This window comes from Vibrio sp. B1REV9, assembly GCF_905175395.2.
Lineage (GTDB): Bacteria > Pseudomonadota > Gammaproteobacteria > Enterobacterales > Vibrionaceae > Vibrio > Vibrio alfacsensis.
Genome location: NZ_HG992746.1, coordinates 1,213,096 through 1,231,819, shown reverse-complemented (window position 1 = coordinate 1,231,819; position 18,724 = coordinate 1,213,096). Strand labels below are relative to the sequence as shown.

At 43.6% G+C, this 18,724-nt stretch carries 11 protein-coding genes and 3 pseudogenes; 5 read left to right on the top strand and 9 right to left on the bottom strand.

Translation table 11 applies throughout. The annotated features are described in order from the left end of the window. Positions 1-63 precede the first annotated feature (63 nt). Positions 64-1,689 carry an ABC transporter substrate-binding protein gene (locus KHN78_RS19585; protein ID WP_211918291.1) on the bottom strand — a complete coding sequence of 542 codons (1,626 nt, stop codon included), beginning with the start codon at positions 1,687-1,689 and terminating at the stop codon, positions 64-66. Between the two features lie 270 nt (positions 1,690-1,959). Here KHN78_RS19585 and KHN78_RS19580 point away from each other — a divergent pair, with 270 nt between their 5' ends. Then, positions 1,960-2,619: a CatB-related O-acetyltransferase gene (locus KHN78_RS19580; protein WP_211918289.1), complete on the top strand. Its 660-nt coding sequence runs from the start codon at positions 1,960-1,962 to the stop codon at positions 2,617-2,619. Between the two features lie 91 nt (positions 2,620-2,710). Here the strand turns inward: KHN78_RS19580 and KHN78_RS19575 are convergent. The 4 genes and pseudogenes from KHN78_RS19575 to KHN78_RS19560 all read right to left on the bottom strand — a co-directional run bounded on the left by KHN78_RS19575 (position 2,711) and on the right by KHN78_RS19560 (position 9,176). Then, positions 2,711-4,386 (bottom strand): annotated as a pseudogene (locus tag KHN78_RS19575) (DUF342 domain-containing protein). Positions 4,387-4,800: 414 nt separating this feature from the next. Then, positions 4,801-6,822 (bottom strand): tRNA(Met) cytidine acetyltransferase TmcA, encoded by a 2,022-nt coding sequence (locus KHN78_RS19570; RefSeq protein ID WP_211918286.1) that lies wholly within the window; start codon positions 6,820-6,822, stop codon positions 4,801-4,803. 154 nt (positions 6,823-6,976) lie between these two features. After that, complete coding sequence (locus KHN78_RS19565; protein ID WP_128813481.1) at positions 6,977-7,951, bottom strand: ParB/RepB/Spo0J family partition protein; 975 nt, start codon at positions 7,949-7,951, stop codon at positions 6,977-6,979. A 7-nt stretch (positions 7,952-7,958) separates the two neighbouring features. Further along, positions 7,959-9,176 (bottom strand): AAA family ATPase, encoded by a 1,218-nt coding sequence (locus tag KHN78_RS19560; protein ID WP_128813482.1) that lies wholly within the window; start codon positions 9,174-9,176, stop codon positions 7,959-7,961. Between the two features lie 1,240 nt (positions 9,177-10,416). Between KHN78_RS19560 and KHN78_RS19555 the strand changes: the two genes are divergently transcribed. Then, complete coding sequence (locus tag KHN78_RS19555) at positions 10,417-12,387, top strand: replication initiator protein RctB domain-containing protein (protein WP_211918284.1); 1,971 nt, start codon at positions 10,417-10,419, stop codon at positions 12,385-12,387. A 322-nt stretch (positions 12,388-12,709) separates the two neighbouring features. Here KHN78_RS19555 and KHN78_RS19550 read toward each other — a convergent pair whose 3' ends face one another. Further along, entirely contained in the window at positions 12,710-13,177 is a 468-nt protein-coding gene (locus KHN78_RS19550; RefSeq protein ID WP_211918282.1) for a transcriptional regulator, read from the bottom strand. 464 nt (positions 13,178-13,641) lie between these two features. Here KHN78_RS19550 and KHN78_RS19545 point away from each other — a divergent pair, with 464 nt between their 5' ends. The 3 genes from KHN78_RS19545 (at position 13,642) to KHN78_RS19535 (ending at position 15,130) form a co-directional block, all read left to right on the top strand. Beyond that, positions 13,642-13,839, top strand: a complete 198-nt coding sequence (locus KHN78_RS19545; protein ID WP_128812352.1) for a PA3496 family putative envelope integrity protein — start codon at positions 13,642-13,644, stop codon at positions 13,837-13,839. 227 nt (positions 13,840-14,066) lie between these two features. Beyond that, positions 14,067-14,276, top strand: coding sequence for a DUF3283 family protein (locus KHN78_RS19540; protein WP_128812353.1), 210 nt, complete (start codon positions 14,067-14,069; stop codon positions 14,274-14,276). Between the two features lie 137 nt (positions 14,277-14,413). After that, complete coding sequence (locus KHN78_RS19535) at positions 14,414-15,130, top strand: YebC/PmpR family DNA-binding transcriptional regulator (protein ID WP_211918280.1); 717 nt, start codon at positions 14,414-14,416, stop codon at positions 15,128-15,130. 83 nt (positions 15,131-15,213) lie between these two features. Here the strand turns inward: KHN78_RS19535 and rodA are convergent. The 3 genes and pseudogenes from rodA to KHN78_RS19520 all read right to left on the bottom strand — a co-directional run bounded on the left by rodA (position 15,214) and on the right by KHN78_RS19520 (position 18,669). Next, positions 15,214-16,297: pseudogene (gene rodA, locus KHN78_RS19530) on the bottom strand (rod shape-determining protein RodA). 312 nt (positions 16,298-16,609) lie between these two features. Next, positions 16,610-17,610: pseudogene (locus KHN78_RS19525) on the bottom strand (DUF2955 domain-containing protein). Between the two features lie 9 nt (positions 17,611-17,619). Further along, positions 17,620-18,669, bottom strand: coding sequence for an HlyD family secretion protein (locus tag KHN78_RS19520; RefSeq protein ID WP_211918277.1), 1,050 nt, complete (start codon positions 18,667-18,669; stop codon positions 17,620-17,622). Positions 18,670-18,724 lie beyond the last annotated feature (55 nt).

Here is an 18,724-nt window from a genome sequence, read left to right as displayed (position 1 = left end):
ACTTGCAGTAAAACTAGTCATTACCAAAGCCGATGCCTAACATCGGCTTTTTATTTGCCAGTTTTATTTCTTCATATAAAGATCTTTCGAATAAATTCGACCTTCCACATTATTTTTGGCAAAACCGCCAACATTCGGCCGAACTAAACGTGCTTGCATGAAGTAGTAGATTGGAGCAATGGGCATGTCTACCGCTAACAATTGTTCAGCTTCATTATACAGACGTTGACGATCTTCTTGGTTTATCGCAGCCAATGCACGATTCATTACGTCATCGTAAGCGTCACTTTGATAACGCGCAAAGTTACCGGACGATTCTGTACGAAGTAAACTCAAAAACGTTGATGCTTCATTGTAATCACCGCACCAAGATGCGCGCATCATGTCAAAGTCGCCTTGTTTACGTGCAACCAAATACGACTTCCACTCTTGATTTTCAAGCGCCACTTTTGCGCCCAGATTGTTTTTCAACATGGATGCAATCGCAACGGCAATCGATTTGTTTGCTTCACTCGTATTGTAAAGCAAGGTGAAACTCAACGGATTACTCTGATCGTAACCTGCTTGCTGTAAAAGCTGACGGGCTTTTTCATCACGCTGTTTCTGCGTCCATTCGCTATACTCGGGGCGCTCTGCATCAAATCCTGCAGTATATTGATGCGCAAACGTATAGGCAGGTATGTGTCCAACGTTAGTAACACCGTTAGTAATCACATCACGCATCATTGAATACGACACCGCTTGACGAACTCGAACATCATTAAAAGGCGCACGTGTCGTGTTAAAAGCATAGTAGTACGTACATAGTAAAGGCACCGATGTATAAGCCTGTGGATGGGCTGCCTTAAGTTTTTTCGCCTGGTGAGTGGGAACATCGGAGGTCATGTCCACTTCGCCCGCTTCATACCGATGAATGGCCGCATTTTGATTCTCAAACGGTATGTAAGTCACGTGATCAAGGTAAGTGTTGGTATTATTCCAGTAGTTCGAGTTTTTCACCAGTTCTATACGCTCGTTGACCACCCATCGTTCAAGTACAAAGGCACCGTTACCGACAAATTGTTTGGGATCACTCCACGGTTTAACTTGATTATCTATAGTTGCTTTGTGAACGGGCATCATCGACGTATGTCCCGTCATTGCAACAAAGTAAGGTACTTTGCTATCAAGCTCAAAACGAAGAGTATGCGCATCTATTGCCGTTACACCTAATTCTTCAACCGGCAACTTTCCTTTAGCAACGTCAGATAAGTTTTTAATCTTTGTCAGTTTTAAATACCAAACATTGGGTGATCCCAGTTTAGGATCAATAGCTCTGCGGAGCGAGTAAACAAAATCATCAGCGGTAACGGCATCGCCATTTGACCATTTGGCATCTTTACGTAGATGAAAAATAAACGTTTGATTGTCTTTTGTTTCCCACGAGTGAGCAACACCCGGTACGATATTGCCCTCTCGGTCTTGAATCACTAGCCCCTCATAAAGATCGCGGATCACATGCATTTCAGGAAGCCCCTCTGCTTTTGCAGGATCGAGCGTTGCAGCCTCAGCATCATTAGCCCGAACTAAATGCTGCTCTTTTGCAAGCTCAACACCAACAGGTAGAATATCTGCATTCACTACAGGAGAGAACAAAGAGGGTGTAATGGATGATGCCAAGACTATCACTGAGTATGTTTTCAAATTCATTGTACGTTTCGATCTCCTTCGTGAACAAAGGCATCAATGCCAAGTAATCTTATCTACAAATCGTTTTTTATCAGACGATTATAGCAGTTGGTTTTCATAATGAATGGCTCCCACGTCTGCTTATCATCGGTTTACACTGTAAATAGCTCAGCAAAATGCATGAAGTTAAGCTATATTTGACAGAAGCTGAGCGACCCATTCCAAACTCACCAACACAAAAAATAGAAACACGTTACAATTGCAAAAACAGTAAATGTAAGGCAAATACCAATGAATCCTTTTCATACTTGGCTTGAAGGACAAACCATTAAGGACAACGTGACTAACCCAAATATTGTTGTGGGTGAATACAGCTATTATTCTGGCTTTTACCACGGTAAGTCCTTTGAAGATCAAGCGGTTCGTTACTTACTCGGTGATAACGTGACGCAAGATGCTTGGCAAAGTGGCGTATTTGGTGAAGTCGATAAACTTATCATAGGAAAATTTTGTTCTATCGCATCTGGCGCCACTTTTATGATGGCAGGCAATCAGGGCCATCGAGTCGATTGGATCTCGACGTTTCCTTTCTCTCCAGAACAGTTTGGTGAAGGCGTACAAAGCGGCTTTGAACGCTCAGGTGATACCGTCATTGGTAACGATGTGTGGATTGGTACAGAAGCGATGATAATGCCAGGCGTGAACATCGCTGATGGGGCGGTAATTGGCGCACGAGCGGTCATAACCAAAGATGTTCCTCCGTACAGTATCGTTGTCGGACATAACCATATCGTCCGTCGCCGGTTTGATGAAGAATCTATCGACATACTATTAAGAATAAAATGGTGGGATTGGCCACTTGAAGACATCAAACAAGCGGTTTCCATCATGTGCAGTGGTGATGTTGCTTCACTTAGCAATTACTACCAGAACCACATTTTAAAAAACTAAAGCCGCCAAACACCTCGACCGCCAGCAACCACGTGCGTACTGGTGGTCAATCTGTCACATGCCTATGCTTTGCTTTGATTTACGAATTCTTCTAAACAGCAATGTCTTCCTCTTCCAGTCCAGCAGAAAACTTAATCTCATACTGATTAAAGCGAAATGTGCAGCTACCATGAGAGCGTTTTGTCGTAATAAAATCGTCAGCAAATTGGACGGTAACACGAGAATAGATACGATCTTTCACATCAACGATGTTTTCCTCTAGCGCTATCTGAAACTCATTCTCAGTCAGTTCGAGCTTGTGCTTACCATCTTCTAGCTGCTTGTTATTTTGAAGCTTGAGCGAATCAATTTGGGCTTGTTCTTCATTCGTTCGCTCTTCTTTTGGTCGCTTTTTAAATTCTAGCTCTTTACGGATGACACTCATCGTCTCTTCTTGCGCTAATTTATACGCATTTTTAAGCTCTGCAATGCGATGTCGGTAGGCAGCATAGCGACTAAACGCTTCAATTTTTGTCGCCGTGTCGCCCTCTACGCCAAGTTGCGAACAAATCACTTTGCCACCAACCTTTGCCTCACCACCACTGAGTGTCCCATTTCTTCCGCTGGCATCAAGTACTATTAAATTTCGACCACATTTAATATCGTTGTTCATACTATGTACCGAAAGCAAAACGTCTTGGCAAGATACTAACTCACTGTATTGAGCGTAACTCGCACGAATGACTCCTTTAGTACGAACATGGCAACTCTTTGGTTGACCATCACTCACCGTATGGCCGATGATGCCTTTACCAACCTGAATGTCACCCTCCGCCTGTACATCGGCTGATTCAATGAAACCGCCAACCGTAATTGAACCCGTAGCCTTAACAACCATACCCGACTCAATGTTCCCACCAATAATCACATTACCTTTAAATTTGATATGGCCGGTATTTACGCCCACGTTGTTCAGACACAGCGCATTGTCTACTTCAATGGTTTTATCTTTAATGAGCGGAGTGCCTGATTGTGCTGCAACAAGCAGGTTTGGATCTGATGGACTAATTTGCGTCCCTTTCCCAACCTTGAGCGCACTATCTTTACCTGCCTGAGGAGGGATAACTCGTCCCTGGACGGTATAACCCGAAATTCCTTTTGTAGCAGGAGTGCGACGCATGAGCTCGTCCCCCACATTGACCGCAATGGTTTCGCCTAAATTACGGAGATCAATTTTGTCGCTTGGTGACTGCCCACCTTGAGGTCTTAAGATACGTTTGGTGATGTCTTTAACTAAAGGCGTGAATATCGCATCACAACCTTTAATAGGCGCCTTGCCAATCGCAACGGGTTGAGAAAAAACTTCACCAGGTTTGAGTTGGCAACTGACAACGAGCACTTTTTTTAACGCCAATTTATTGATGCCTTTCGACACTCGAGCTTGTGTAAGGGCTTGAATAATTTCAGGACCACGAACGCCTCTTCCGCCATAGGCTCCCGTTACGTGCATAGTGGCAAGCATATCATTGTCTGAGAGTTCAACGTCAACGTACGCATTTTTTATTCGCGCTATTGCTATTCCCTCGTATGCTTCAGATTTTCGGTCTCGAGCACAATTGATGAATCTTAGGACTTCGCTTTGTTCAACAAATGCGTCCTCGGCATTCATTCGGCAAGTTGCTCAGAGAGCTCTTTTGCCTCAAGCTCAACACCCAGCTCAATATCTCCTGGAATTCGAGCATAGATCGTTTTTTTGTCTTCGGACCACTCAAGACACAACTTCCACATATATAGACCATCTCAATAATCGCCATTTGATTCAGTCTATCTAAAGATGTCGATTGAACAAACCTGACCAATCTAAGAATCCGGTCCTCATCACTAAACAACGCTTCACAACCGAACACATCTCACTCTTCACTTGCGTTCTCGATTATCGTTATCGTTCGTGTCCTATTGTCTCGTGCTACAACCATCGTGCACCGCCAGTGCCCCATTCTAACCAGACGCGTTCACCATTTATCATTCAATTGTTATTTGCCTTTACAGTGTAAATTGCGTCATTAAAAGCTTGTCTGGTTAGGGCAATTCATTTCTACACACTTGATAAACGTTGAACCAAAAAAAGGGAGAATTTACAGTGTAAACTCTCCCTTTCTAATACTGTCACTTTACAGTGTAAATCGTGTATTGATTCTTTGTTTACACTGTAAATTGGCCGATTAACGTTTGAAGTTCTTTTCTAAGTTGAGCTTCGATTTGTTTTCGGCCAGTGAAACCATATTGCATAGCACATTCGTTCCAACTCAAGTTAAGGAACACTTTACTGACCACGAAGTCAGATACACCAATCATGCCATTGTTTAGTAACCATTGTTGAATCCACAGACTAACGGACTCGTAACTAGAACCGCCTTGCGAATAACACTTTATTAATTCGAGCTTCGCAAGATTGAACGGTCGCGGAACACTGACTTGTTGTAATAATGTGCGTAAGAGTGATGGTTCAAGTTTAGGATAGACGTGACTGACGCTAAGGGAGAGCATCTCTTCAAATAAAGACTGCAGTTCACCAATCCAAGGTTGGGCGTTTATCCCACACGGCCGAACCATCAATAAGGAATAACTCCCACTCGCCGCATCACGCATAGTGCCTAAACGAATAGATTGGAATCCTGCCTCCCCCCAAAACTGAACCAGCTCAGTTGTCGCACCAAAGCTAGTAGACAAATAAGAAATATGTGAAGCAACAGACTGATGCAGTTGCTCCAAGATTTTCTGGCCAATCCCCTGCCCCTGTACTGATGGGTGAACCGCAATTCGCATAATTCGTAGCGATGACAATTTAGCGATGTGTGGAAAGCCCAATTGACTCGCGATCGTTACCGGCGTCAGGTGTCCCCGAGGACGACGCTTCCCAAGTTGTACGTCCTGGATTACACCATCGTCTAACGCGCCCTCTTCAACAGTCAGTAGGACGCCGACAATGTCATTGTTATGTTGTGCAATATAAACATCACTACTTGTGTCCTGAAGGAGATGTAATAAATCATTAGGCGAAGTTTGATAATGGGCATTGACCAGCAACGAGAAACACGATTTCAAAACAGACGGCTTAGAAATAAGCTCTGACTTATCAAGTTTAATCAAGGTAACGTTACCGAGTTCGATAGAATCAATGCCGACAAGGTCAGTGTTTAATACAAATGCGTCATACAACCACGCTTCTAAGTTATCCTGGTTTCCCCAGCGGATTGGTTGTTTCAGATGACATATTTTCATCCCTGGTCTTTGCTTGTTCAGCCATTCAACAAACTTCAACGTAAAGCCCCGACCACAGCCCTCATAACCGTGAACTGTGCTGGCAAATACCAAACGGTGATAATGCTCTGTGATCTGCTTGAGCATAGGAACCGGGATTGCCGCCGCTTCATCAACCAACAGCAAGTCGCAGGTTGGTAGAGAGGAAAGCAATTCGTCGGGCGCGATAAATTGAATATAGCCTAGGCCGAAATCTAACCTATCTTTTCTAAGCCGCTGCGCTTCGCTTAACAAACGCAACGCGTGTTGAAAAACAGGCTCTACTGCGTTTATAGATGGTGCAGTTAACAAAATACGCAACGGTTTATCTAACATCAACTGTGCGCTCGCGATACCCAAAGCGCTGCTCTTTCCCCGGCCACGATCTGCGGTGAGTACAAGCGGGCGCTTGCGATGGCCAGTTACGACTTTTTCAATGAGTTCAATCGCATCACTCTGCTCAGAAAATCGTGCGTTTTTGTCGGCAATTGATAATTCGGGAAGTTCAGGCAAAGGTTTATTTTGCTCAATAACGACCAACTTTTGCCACTGGGTCTGCATCCATTGTTCTGCTGCGTTATTGCGTTTGGCCTTGTCAGCAACTACGATAAGGATCCCGCCGCCAACTAATGCCCCAAGTGCGGCGGTGAAGCTATTGGCATCGAAGTCTTTCCTTGCATCAAACAGCAACACATCACACTCAAGACCTAATAAACGATGTCCTTGTTTAGCCAACACACAATGCGCATTATCGAGTGACCATTCGCCAACACAAAACCAAGTTTGTTTAGTTTGACTATGATAAAAGTCAGCAATCAATGTGTTTTGCCAAGACGTATCTCCGTACACAACGACCCCTGTTCGTTGAAACGCTAATTGAGATTGAGTTTGGATTTGAGAAAGAAACTGAGAATGTATGTGCATCGTGTCTATCCAATGTTGAACTGACACTATATTACCATATCTCAAAAGTAGGTTATCTGAAGTGGTTGATGATCGTTGAATAAGGCTAGCGCTCAATAGCCTGATATCACAAATAAAAAAACCGCCCGAAGGCGGTTTATAGAAAATGCGATAATTAGTGCATTTTACTTTCAACGAAAGCGAGGATTTCTTCCATCAATGCATCGTCGACTTTCTTAAGGTTCAACGCTAGATTACTCCCTTTACGGCTGTAACTTGCTCGGCCTTTTACCAAATCCACTTTTTCTACTTTATTCGCGGGTTTTGCCGGTGCCAGTTCTTCAATCCAACTTTCAAGGCTTTCCGTTACTTCTTTTGTTAAACGAGCGACCCCTTGCGCGTTACTGCGTTGCCACAAATAGCCCTCAGAAGTACGGCATTTATCCAGTAGATTTTGTTTGTGATCCGCGCTCAGAGATGAAAATTGTTTGTGCAGTTTTACGATGGTTGGACGTCCTAGATCGCCAACATTCGGGTATGCTTGTAACAATTCAAGAGGCAAAGCCGCCGCTTTTAGTGCGCCACTGACTAGCGCCTCACTGCACTGAAACATTTTTGCTAGTGCTTTTTGATCTTCCGCTTCACCACTTTCCAGCTTTGCTTGCATCTCTTTACCTTTCTCATATAGAGATAAAGGTTTATGCGCATTTGCTACGTCAGACAAGAACTTTGCATGGTTCGTGTTGATGCCATCACCAACATAAACCAAGAAATCCTGTCCCGCTAAGATACAAGACATGCGACGGCGACTGCCATCTAACACTTCAATCTTGCCATCTTCAGTGCGGCGACCCACTGCTGGATATTGCTGACCGCGTTCTTTCAACGTCACCAACACATCCGATAAGGCGTGCTCATTTAGGAAAGACTGTTCGCGAGCATTTTCTGCAAATACCGTGGTGTCCGTTACAACTTTAGCCGCTGGGATACGAACCAATTCAAATTGCACCGTGTTCTCGCCCGCGACGGCAAGTTCGATGGTTTGTGCTTTATCTTTTACTGCCGTTTGCGCTTCTTGAGGTGTCGCAACACGACGCTTATTAGTTTTACCAAATAATTTCGCGTTTAATTCAGACGTTTTCAATGCCATTTATTCATTACCCCTGATTCAATGACGGCCAGTTTGAGTGCAATACGCGCTCTAATTCTAGTGCGCTCTTGTGTACCGCATCTTGTGCAGTTGCGAGTGTTTTCTTACCACCTTCAAAGTCGCCAACCGTCAAGTCAAACACCGTGCTGTAGGTGTCAGCACAGGTTTCGAATGCGCGACTACGAGGAATGGTTGCCATCATAACTTGGTCACCTAGAAGATAGTTCATTTCAGTCAGAACAGAAACTTGCTTCTTGTTATCGTCTTCAAACATGGTTGGCATCAGACGAACAAATTCAAGACCATTCCAATCTTCAGGGAACATCTCGTAAACTGTAGGCAGATGCTGGAAGAAGTTGACTGTTGACGCCCAGTCTAGACGCTTCGCTGCACAAGGAATAAGTAACGCATTAGATGCATACATTGCATTCCATACTAGCGGGTCTACGTGTGGACCGGTATCTATCATGATAACGTCGAAGTCATTCGCAATCTTGTCAATCAACTGCTCTTTAAGCAGACGAACGATGTCAAGCGATGGGTCTTCAGACAATGTTTGCCACGCTTCCGCGTTGAACATTGCGTCTTCTGGGAATGCAGAAATCGACTTCAAGTTCGGATATTGTGTTGGGAGCAATACATTTTTATGTAGGAATTCGCGATCAATCTCTACACCATCAGGTACGTTGCCCAGCATGATATCAACCGCTGAATAGATGTTGTCATGTTCGGCTACACTGATTTGTGGGTTTAGGAATAAACGTAAAGAACCTTGAGGGTCAAGGTCAATCAAACAAATGCGGTAACGTTTATCCAAATTTAGCGCCAAGCAAGCAGCCAAATGTACTGCAGTCATCGATTTTCCCGTACCGCCTTTTTGGTTTTGTACGTTGATGATCCACGGTTTGTTTTCAGAGTTTTTCTTACGTTCATGGAACTTAGGCACTTCTGCTGCATCCATTAGCATGTGTGCTTCTTCAAGCGTAATCGAATAATGGTTGGCGTTATTCTTTGTAAATTGATGGCCTTGTGCTTCCATCTTGCCAATAGCGTCGTCGAGTTTACGGCGCGTTAATCCAGAGCGGGTTTCCATCATTGCTTTAGACATTGGTGGGAAGTAGTTATCACTGCGCTCTTCCAAAACAATCTCGATACGGTCAGCTTGAACCTGCTGTGTCAGTTCTGCTAACTCTTGGAGATTTTCAATCGTTTTTTCTCTTTTCATGCCACATTCCGTTGGAAGGATATCTACTTTCAATTGTACAGCACTGCAATTCTAAAACAACAAAAAGGTGAACATACATTTTGAATAGCTATCACATAAAAAACAGCGACAAACTCCAGTTTTGTGAATAATTGGTCAAAACATATCAAAATCAGTTCATTTTTCTTTGAACAACACTCCAAAAACTTGAACACATTTCAAGGGTTACAGTGTCACTCATTTACAATGTAAATTAGCAATATTTGCGGAACGATTATAAAACATCACTAAATTACGGAAAGTGTGAGTTCAACCTAGAATAAAATTTCTTGCGTAAATGACAAGAGAATGTAAGTTGCGAATCAGTAACCATGATCATGCATCCGGTAAGATATTCTCAAAAAAGACATAATACTCTCGGAAGAATGATCAAGAGCGTTCCCTGATCATTCTTCCGCTTAAAACTAAAATAGGAAAGCATGATCAAGGGAGAACAATGAAAAAGCACTCGACAAACCGTTGATTTCCACTCGATCCATTTCACGGAAAAATGATCAAGTGGAAATATCTCTCGGAAGCATGCTTTTTGATGGGAAAGTTACGGTAGAATGCAGATAGACTGGGCATTGAGCGAAAAAAACAGCGGTTGCCATCGGAACGATGAAACCATCAAAAATTAAAATGACATCTGTACATTGATGATCATGCTTCCGCCAATTTACATATCATCGCGTGACGTGAGTGAAAACAACATATTATGGATAAACTTTCACCACCCGATGGATTTCCGAACAGATTTAATGAATATGGCCCAAAATTCTTCTCACTTGATCATCGATCCGGGTGTAAAATAATTGGCAATCACGATCATGACGAAACGTTTTATCACTTAACTCATCCATATCTGTGGATAAGTTGTATAAATATGATGATCATCGTTTCAATACTGTTTTGATCATCTTTTCATGTGCTTAATGATCATGCTTACGGCATTTTATGATCATGCTTTCTCGAATCATTTGATCATTGTTTCAGTCTTTACATGATCATACTTCCGAGAGTAACTAAAAATATATCAATTAAAAACAAATAGTTACACTCAAAAAACTAACCAGATCATTAGATCATATAATCAATTAAGATCAGATTAATCAAAAAGATCAGTTATTAAAAAACAAAGATTTTTTCTTTATTTATGATCTGTTTTTCTTTATTCTTCGGAACTATAGCAAAACTACGGTTAGTGTGATCTGGATCTAAAATGACGGGCAATGAAAAAATTCTTATTAAAGCGCCAAGAAGCCATAAGGATGGGCACCTTTTTGAAGTAAGTGAATCTTCTGCCGATTGGGTAGAACAATACCAGCACTTCAAAGGGGTAACTAAAAGCATCTTGGAATTGCTGAATTTAATTTCACTCCGCGGATTCAGTAGCAAAGATGGTTTCGTTTCAACAACCGAAATTGTGGGAGCGACAGATGGCCAATTAACTCGAGCAGCATTGCAACAAAGGCTTCGAGCGGCAGTTAATATCGGATTATTTACGCAAACGCCTGTTCGTTTTGAAGAGGGCTTGGCGGGAAAAACCATGCTACACAAGTTTGTTAATCCAAACCAACTCATCTCCGTCCTTGGTGCCACAAGTCTAGTAACCGAAAAAGTGCGTCAAAGTGAAAAACAAAAACGCTCTAAAGCACTCGCTCAAACGCAAGTGAATAAACGCTTGCTCAATGAGCACGGTCTTAATACGCCGCCGATGATGAAAGATGAAGCGGATCAATTTATTGTCTCACCAACCAATTGGGCCGGGATCATTGATCAAGCACTTGCGCCCCCACGAACGCGTAAAAGTTATCAAAAGTCTATGGTCTCGATCTCCGGCACCAAAGCGGTGATAGAAACACGATCGTCAAAAAATATCATGACGGTTGATGATCTCATGACGTTATTTGCCTTGTTTACCTTGACGGTTCAATACCACGATCATCACAAAGATCAGTATCAAATGGATTCTGTTCACGTACCAAATAAAACGCCACTGTACATCACGGATATTTTGTCGTTACGTGGTAAGAAAGACAGTGGCCCAGCACGTGACTCCATTCGAGATAGCATTGATCGTATCGAATTTACGGATTTTCAATTGCACGAACTGACAGGTCGTTGGTTAAGTGAAAATATGCCTGAGGGTTTTAAGAGTGATCGGTTCCGATTTATTGCGCGCACCATCACGGCTTCAGAAGAAGCTCCAGTAGAGGGGGCGGATGGTGAAATTCGCATTAAGCCAAATCTGTATATTTTGGTTTGGGAGCCATCATTCTACGAAGAACTGCTTACTCGTGATTATTTCTTCTTGTTTCCTCCAGAAATTTTGAAACAACACACGCTTGTCTTCCAGCTATATTCGTATTTCCGAAGTCGCATGGTTCGTAGACATACAGATTGCATGTTATTAAGCGAGTTGAACCAAAAATTAGCCCGAAACATTGAATGGCGTCGTTTTTCTATGGATTTGATCCGTGAACTCAAACGGTTATCGGATGGTAAAGGGACAGAGGATCTCTTCGTCGTCAATTTGTGGGGTTATCACCTGACGATCGAAACGGTAATCGAAAATGGCAAAGTGATGGATTACCAAGTGGATATCAAATGTGATGTTGAAGAGGTTCTTCGTTATTCACGTGCGCGTACAACCAATGCGGGTAAGCGCAATATGGCGCCTACGCTGCCAAACCCTCTGCGTAATGAGTTGGTCACCAGACAACAGTTAGACGAGCTGTCAGGCATCATAGACGGCGAATTTGAGCCGATTCAACGCAAAGCACCGTCTCCGCGTGGCAATTTGGGTCGCAGAGTCAAACAGAAAAAACACCTAGTTGAGATCAACGCAGACGAGATAACCATAACCTTGTCTAAATATACCTCTCCAGAGGCTCTAGAACGCAGTATAACGGCTTTATCTGCGATGACAGGGCATTCCTATGCCTCAATCAAAGAGGAGTGTTCAGAGTTCATTGACAAGCTTGATTGGTTAAGAGTTGAAGATGATCCTATCCCGTATGAAACCCTAAGTAAGACAGTTGAGTTGTTTAATGGTCAAAATAATGTGAAACATTTGACGATCGAACGATTGATTGCGGGTTTGGCGGTTCGCCGAAAAGTGTGTCGACAAATTTTTGAAGGGCATATGGATGAAATGGTATTTCGTGCACTTGATGAAATGGCAATTTAATATTTATTGTTTCAATGATTTTTGAAAGAAAAATGTGGTGAATTAATTCAGAATGTAACAAGGGTTTGCACTGATGGAAATCAGACTTAACTCTTACAAATCACTGACATTTATTCGATGGGGGCTCGGTAGTATTTATCTCGAATAGACAACCTTTTTGTCCTTTCTGATGACTAAATAGATTGGCTCATATTGTTACATTCATTCTGAATAGATTTTGCGAGTTTCTCCTTAAGGAACTCGCTTTTTTTTGTCTAAAATTCCAGTCATTTAAATCAGTCTTCTCAGGATGATGGCACCTTACCTTGATCATTCTTTCGGATTAATGACATAAACCATGATCATGCTTCCCAGATTCATTCCAGTTTAACGATCGCATGAGCACGATATGGGATTGGATCACCTTTGTTGCCTGTTGCTTCCAAACGGTTTGATCATCTTGTTGACTGCAGAACTCCAAGGCTAAAACCGTTAAGTGTTGTAAACGCCTTAAACACCAATCTCGAATATGCAAATCGGCCGCAGCCTGAATGGCGGCTTGTTCGAGTTTGGCGCAGGTGTATTGCAGTGTTTGAAATGCCTTGTGATGGTGTTGGTACCTTGTGTGTTGAAAGAGGCGCAGACAGCCATCAAGCCAACACGCTAGGGCTTTACTTTGTGCATCAGTAAGATCCGGACCAAACGCCGATGACGGAACCTGATACAAGATCATTTCTAACTCTTCTACTTGATCATACTTCCGATTGTTATGCCAACCAGAAAGACGATCTTGCCATGTCATCAAATCCATGAGGCAGCCTTACTCCGTTTGTTATGACATCGTTTAAATAGTCTGGCTCACTTTTTATCAAGTTTCCAAATTACAGCTTGTTATTATCTAAACGCAATTAAGGTAGAGCTTTATCTTCAACAGCGAATTGGCTTAGCGAGTGGATGAATTATGGTCAAAGTGATGGGGACATCAGTCGCTGTAAAAGAATGGATTACAAAAATAAAAGGTTGAGACGAGTAAGTTTTTGTTTGAGAAAAGTAAATTGTGAAAGTAAAAATGAGAGCTGGATCAGCTTACTTTTCTTAGGGGGAATCCCTCAAATTTAATCGCTCATCACGGGGTTTGCAAAATTTAAATGATGAATCTATTAACGAGTTGATGAAAGGTCGGGAGTGGTCACATTTCGCTACAGTTTTGCTTACTTCCGCAATTAGGGTTTGCTATAGATTACTCATCGAAAACATGGTGTGTTCGGAGGAAATATGTCCATTAATTCTATCAACCATGAAGAGATGACTAACATTGCTCACAAGTGGGAACTTCCTGAAGAAGAAATCGTTGTGAAGCCTGAAAAGACAGTGAAATCAGCAGAAGCAAGAAGACGCATAGAAGCGCTACGTGAGATCCGTGAAAGCGGTTTGAGTATGGAAGAAGCAAGGGAGCTTGGCTTGATTCACTAATTTCACTAAAGAGAAAAACATTGGGTAGTCTGTTGGCTACCCTTTTTATTTTTTAGTTGGTTGTCATCACTATTTTTGAGATAGCGTGCACTTCCAAAGGAGGAAATTACAGCTTGCTCGCCTGAAACGGCTCGATTTTGATCAAGATCAGTGCGTTTCACTTCTGTTAACTCGACTCCATGTGTTATAGTGCGCGGCTAGTAATTTTAGGTACCTTGAGGCTGTGAATGTCGTTTAATCTTTCCCTGTTACCGCCTAACGAGAAAAACAAGATCGAGCTTGATAAACAAGCGTCGTTTTTGGTTTGGAAACTCAAAGAGGCTAAATGTGGCCCTGAGGCGATCCAAGAACAGTTGTCTATGATTAACGATGCTGACGAAAAAGTTGTTTTTCAACAGTCAGTCGAAAAGTACAAACGAGTAATGGGTGTCGCGTAAAGCGAACCATCGCAATAGCGAACACTATTGCGATGATTGAGGTTTCCTCCTCATTCCTTTGCGGAAGTGAAAATTGAAAAGGTTTCGCTTTTTGCTAAAATCCTTCGCATTAAAATTAAATTTAGAGAGACATCCCGATGGGAAGAAGTTTTGAAGTGCGCAAAGCCTCTATGGCGAAAACAGCAGGCGCGAAAATTAAAGTTTATTCCAAATACGGTAAAGAAATTTACGTGTGTGCGAAAAACGGTGGCGGCGATCCAGACATGAACTTGTCTCTGAAGCACCTGATCGCAAAAGCGAAAAAAGACCAAGTACCAGCACACGTTATCGAAAAAGCGATCGACAAAGCGAACGGCGGCGGTGGTGAAGACTACACTCCAGCACGTTACGAAGGCTTTGGCCCTGGCGGCACAAGCGTGATCGTAGACTGTCTAACAGACAACGGTAACCGCACATTCCAAGACGTTCGCCAATGCTTTGTTAAAGTGGGTGCGAAAATTGGTGTTGAAGGTTCTGTTTCTCACATGTTCGATCACCAAGCGGTATTCCAATTCAAAGGCGAAGATGATGAAATCATCCTAGAAACGCTAATGATGGAAGACGTGGACGTTACTGACGTTGAGCTAGAAGACGGTGTTATCACTGTATTCGCACCTCACACTGAGTTCTTCAAAACAAAAACGGCGCTTAACGCTGCATTCCCAGATCTAACGATCGACGTTGAAGAAATCACATTCGTACCGCAAACGAACACGCCAGTAACAGGCGAAGACGCAGAAAAATTCCAGAAGTTCCTAGACCTTCTAGATGACTGTGACGACGTTCAACAGGTATACCACAACGGCGAACTATAATTCGGTTCTCCAGTTGTAAAAAAGGCTTCCCGAGGGAAGCCTTTTTTGATCGTGTTGTTTGTCTTTTTTATTGTGACTAGCGTTTAGGTGTTTCGGTACTTGGAATAACACAGAGACATGATCACACCAAAACAGATGCCTTGGGTTAGCATCGCAGTACCACCGTAGCTAAAGAACGGTAGTGGACTGCCCATTACTGGCAACAAGCCGCTGACCATGCCTGTATTGATAAAGGCATACAAAAAGAAGCTCATTGCGAGTGCGCCGCTAACTAGACGGCCAAAGAAGTGCTCAGATTGGCATGCTAACAGCATCACACGCGCTGTAATGAACAAATACAGGGCCAATAGCACCACACAACCAATAAAGCCCCACTCTTCTGCATACGTCGAAAAAATGAAGTCAGTATGACTTTCTGGAATAAAGCCTAATGTGCCTTGGGTGGCGTTCATCCAGCCTTTGCCTTTCATACCGCCGGAGCCAATCGCAATCAGTGATTGAATGATTTGGTAACCTGAACCAAGTGGATCTGATTCTGGGTCTAAAAATTGAGTCACTCGTGTTTTTTTGATACGCTTCCATTACGAAGAACCACAAAATCGGCACAAGCGTTAAAATACTCACCACAAATCCACCGATGATTTTCCAGCTCATGCCTGCAAAGAACAACACAAATAAAGCATAAATGACGGTAAATATCGCGCCATCTAAATCGGGTTGCAGAGCGATTAAGCCGGCAGGAATACAGGTGATCGCTAAACACAATGCAATTTTTCGAATGTCAGGTCTGCCGCCTTCGATGTGCAGTATCCAAGCAATCATTATTGGAATCGATAGTTTAATCAGCTCCGATGGCTGAAAGCGGAAAAACCCGATATCTAACCAGCGTTGAGAACCATTGGTGCTGTCTCCAAACAATGCGACGGCAGCCAACAAAGCCACGGCAACGAAATAAAGATACGGGGCTGAGCGCTGGTAACTGCTTGCCGGTATTGAGGACATGACCAAAATACACACCAGAGTTAACGCACAACGCGCCAAATGTTTAAACAGCATAGCTTCACTAAATCCGCTGGCACTCCAAAGAGTCAGTGAACTGAGAAGCATGATTGGAATGATCGCCATAAGTAGTGGCAAATCAACCCTAGGATAGAAACGCTTATTCATCTTCTACAACCTAATAACGCCCTGATATTAGGGCGAAAACAACCAGAACTTGATAAGTTCAATCTATTCCAATGCTAAGGATCCAATTGGGAAATAACAGACGCGACGCAAAGGTGAGGTAGAAAAGAAAGAGCGATGCTATCTGTTATGAGCAAGCAAGTCGGAAAATAGTGGGATGGATATACACTAGGCTGAAGATTTGCGCCACACTTTTTATAGGATCGTCTCGGATTTTGTAATAAACCGCGCAGCCAAGATGGGAAAGGCATACAGGAAAAATGCCTCAAATAAGCGGGTATTTGAGGCGAGATATTAAGCGATTTTATGGTGTGTAATCCGATGCAAGGCATAGAGGATAAATAGGGTCATCGTTAACTCCCAAGCACGCAGAAAAGTGCTTTCTAGACCAAGTTCATTGCTCGTCATATAAAGCTGAATCGGCAGCATGGTTGCAAGCAGAGCATCAGCATGAATATCTTGGCTGGCCCCTTCGCTTTTGCCATTGATGCGGTAATCATAAAGGCAAGCAGACCTAATACGATGGTGTAGTAACCGAACGTGGACTGATGCCCAGCCATCAACAAGGTGAACACTACAGCTAATGCACAGCCGCCCACCTGAGTTTGAAAACGGCGGTCAACCACGTCGATAAAGCTTTTGTGTGTGGTTTGTGTTGCGGCGGCAATCACTGGTACCAAACAAAACGTTGCTGAGATGATGTCGATAATCATCAAGAACGCCACACCAAGACCAATCAACGCGAGTGAAATCGCTCGGTTCTCAAACGTAGCAGGCTCTTCTTCAAATGCTGGTGGCTTGCCGCCACGTTCAACAGGGAACAGAGTCACCATGGTTTTTGCGACGACCATGGTAATCAGCATCGATAGCAGTATTTCATGAATGCGCATTGGCATGTCCATGGTGGTATGCTGAGCAAACACCACAATCAGAATCCAGTTGAAGGTTGGCATTAGCATCTGACCTTTCTTCAGCGGCGTGGTGGCTCTGCGGCGCATGAAATCGAAGAAGAACAAGCTAATGGTCCACACCACAAACGGATGCTGCGAAAACACTTCAGTTACCACTAATGCTGCACTTGCTGCTAATAACGTAGGTAGCAAAGTGCGAAGCAGACCAAGCCAAGAGTAGTCTTTGTTCTTGGTCATGATGATGGTTGGATACAGCGCCAGATAAACTGGAGAATCAAGGTTCAACAGTTTGCCCAGCACCATACAAATCGTCACAGTAAGGGCTACACGCAGCGCTTCATTGCGCTCAGAACGGTTTTGAAACAGGCTTTCGAAGGTCCACATGGTTCACCCCTAGTAGATGTAGCGGAACATCGCCACCAAGTGGATCCAAGCCGAGCTAATCGCGTCCATGAGTGGGTTGCCGTTTTCCACGATTACACTGGCGCGAGATCCAGAAATCATTGATGGATCGAGATCGTTCACCGAAATGCGGGTACGCACTTTCTGTTGCTCACGGATCCAGCGAGTATCATTGGTCACGCTAGAAAGCTGGCCGTTGGCATTGTTGGTATCGTAAATCGCACGCTCTTGGCTGCTGACTTCACCAGTAAACACTTTGCCTGGTAGTGCATCGAAGGACACCAACACTTCGCGACCATTAGTTAGCTTATCAATGCCTTTTTCGTTGAAGTCTGCACTGATCCACGCATGAGCTTCGTCCACCAGCAGCAACGAAGCTGTGCCTTGTGTGATGTAGCTGCCTGATTGCAGTTGCAAGTTAGTTACCACGCCTTCGGTTTGCGCCACGATTTGGGTGTGGCTTAAGTCGAGCTCTGCACTGGCAAGTTTTGCTTCTGCCAATTCAATAGCTGCCGTACGGTCTTGAGTAGAAAGCTCTGCCTCAATACGTTTCACTTCCGCGTTCGCCGCTTCAACCGCGCTGCTGGCGACTTGTGTATTGGTGATCGCGTCATCCAGCTCCTGCTCAGTTGCTAACCCTTTGTTGCGCAGTTTTTGGTTACGCGCCAGTTTTTGCTTGGCGTTGTGGTATTCGAACTCGCGTTGGCTTTGGGTTTGTTTCGCTGCTGCCAATTGTTGCCATTTCGCGGAATCTGATTCACGTGCTTGGCGCAGTTCGGCTTTCGCTTGTGCCACTTTCAATTGGTAACTGCTGGCATCGATAGCAAACAGTGGCTGACCTTTTTCAACCAATTCACCGTTGTTCACCATCACATCGGTGATCACGCCAGATACCTCCGGCGCAATGGTTGCGACATTACGATGCAGTGTCGCTTGGGTGGTGAAAGGGGAAACATTGTCTGAGGTGACTAAAAAAGCGGAGAACAAAGCTGCCGCTGAAAAAACAGTGTATATCGCGTATTTATAAAAACTTTCTTTCACGTCTGTACCTAGTATTCATTCGTTATTAAGCGCCGCGTTCACGGCATATTCGGGT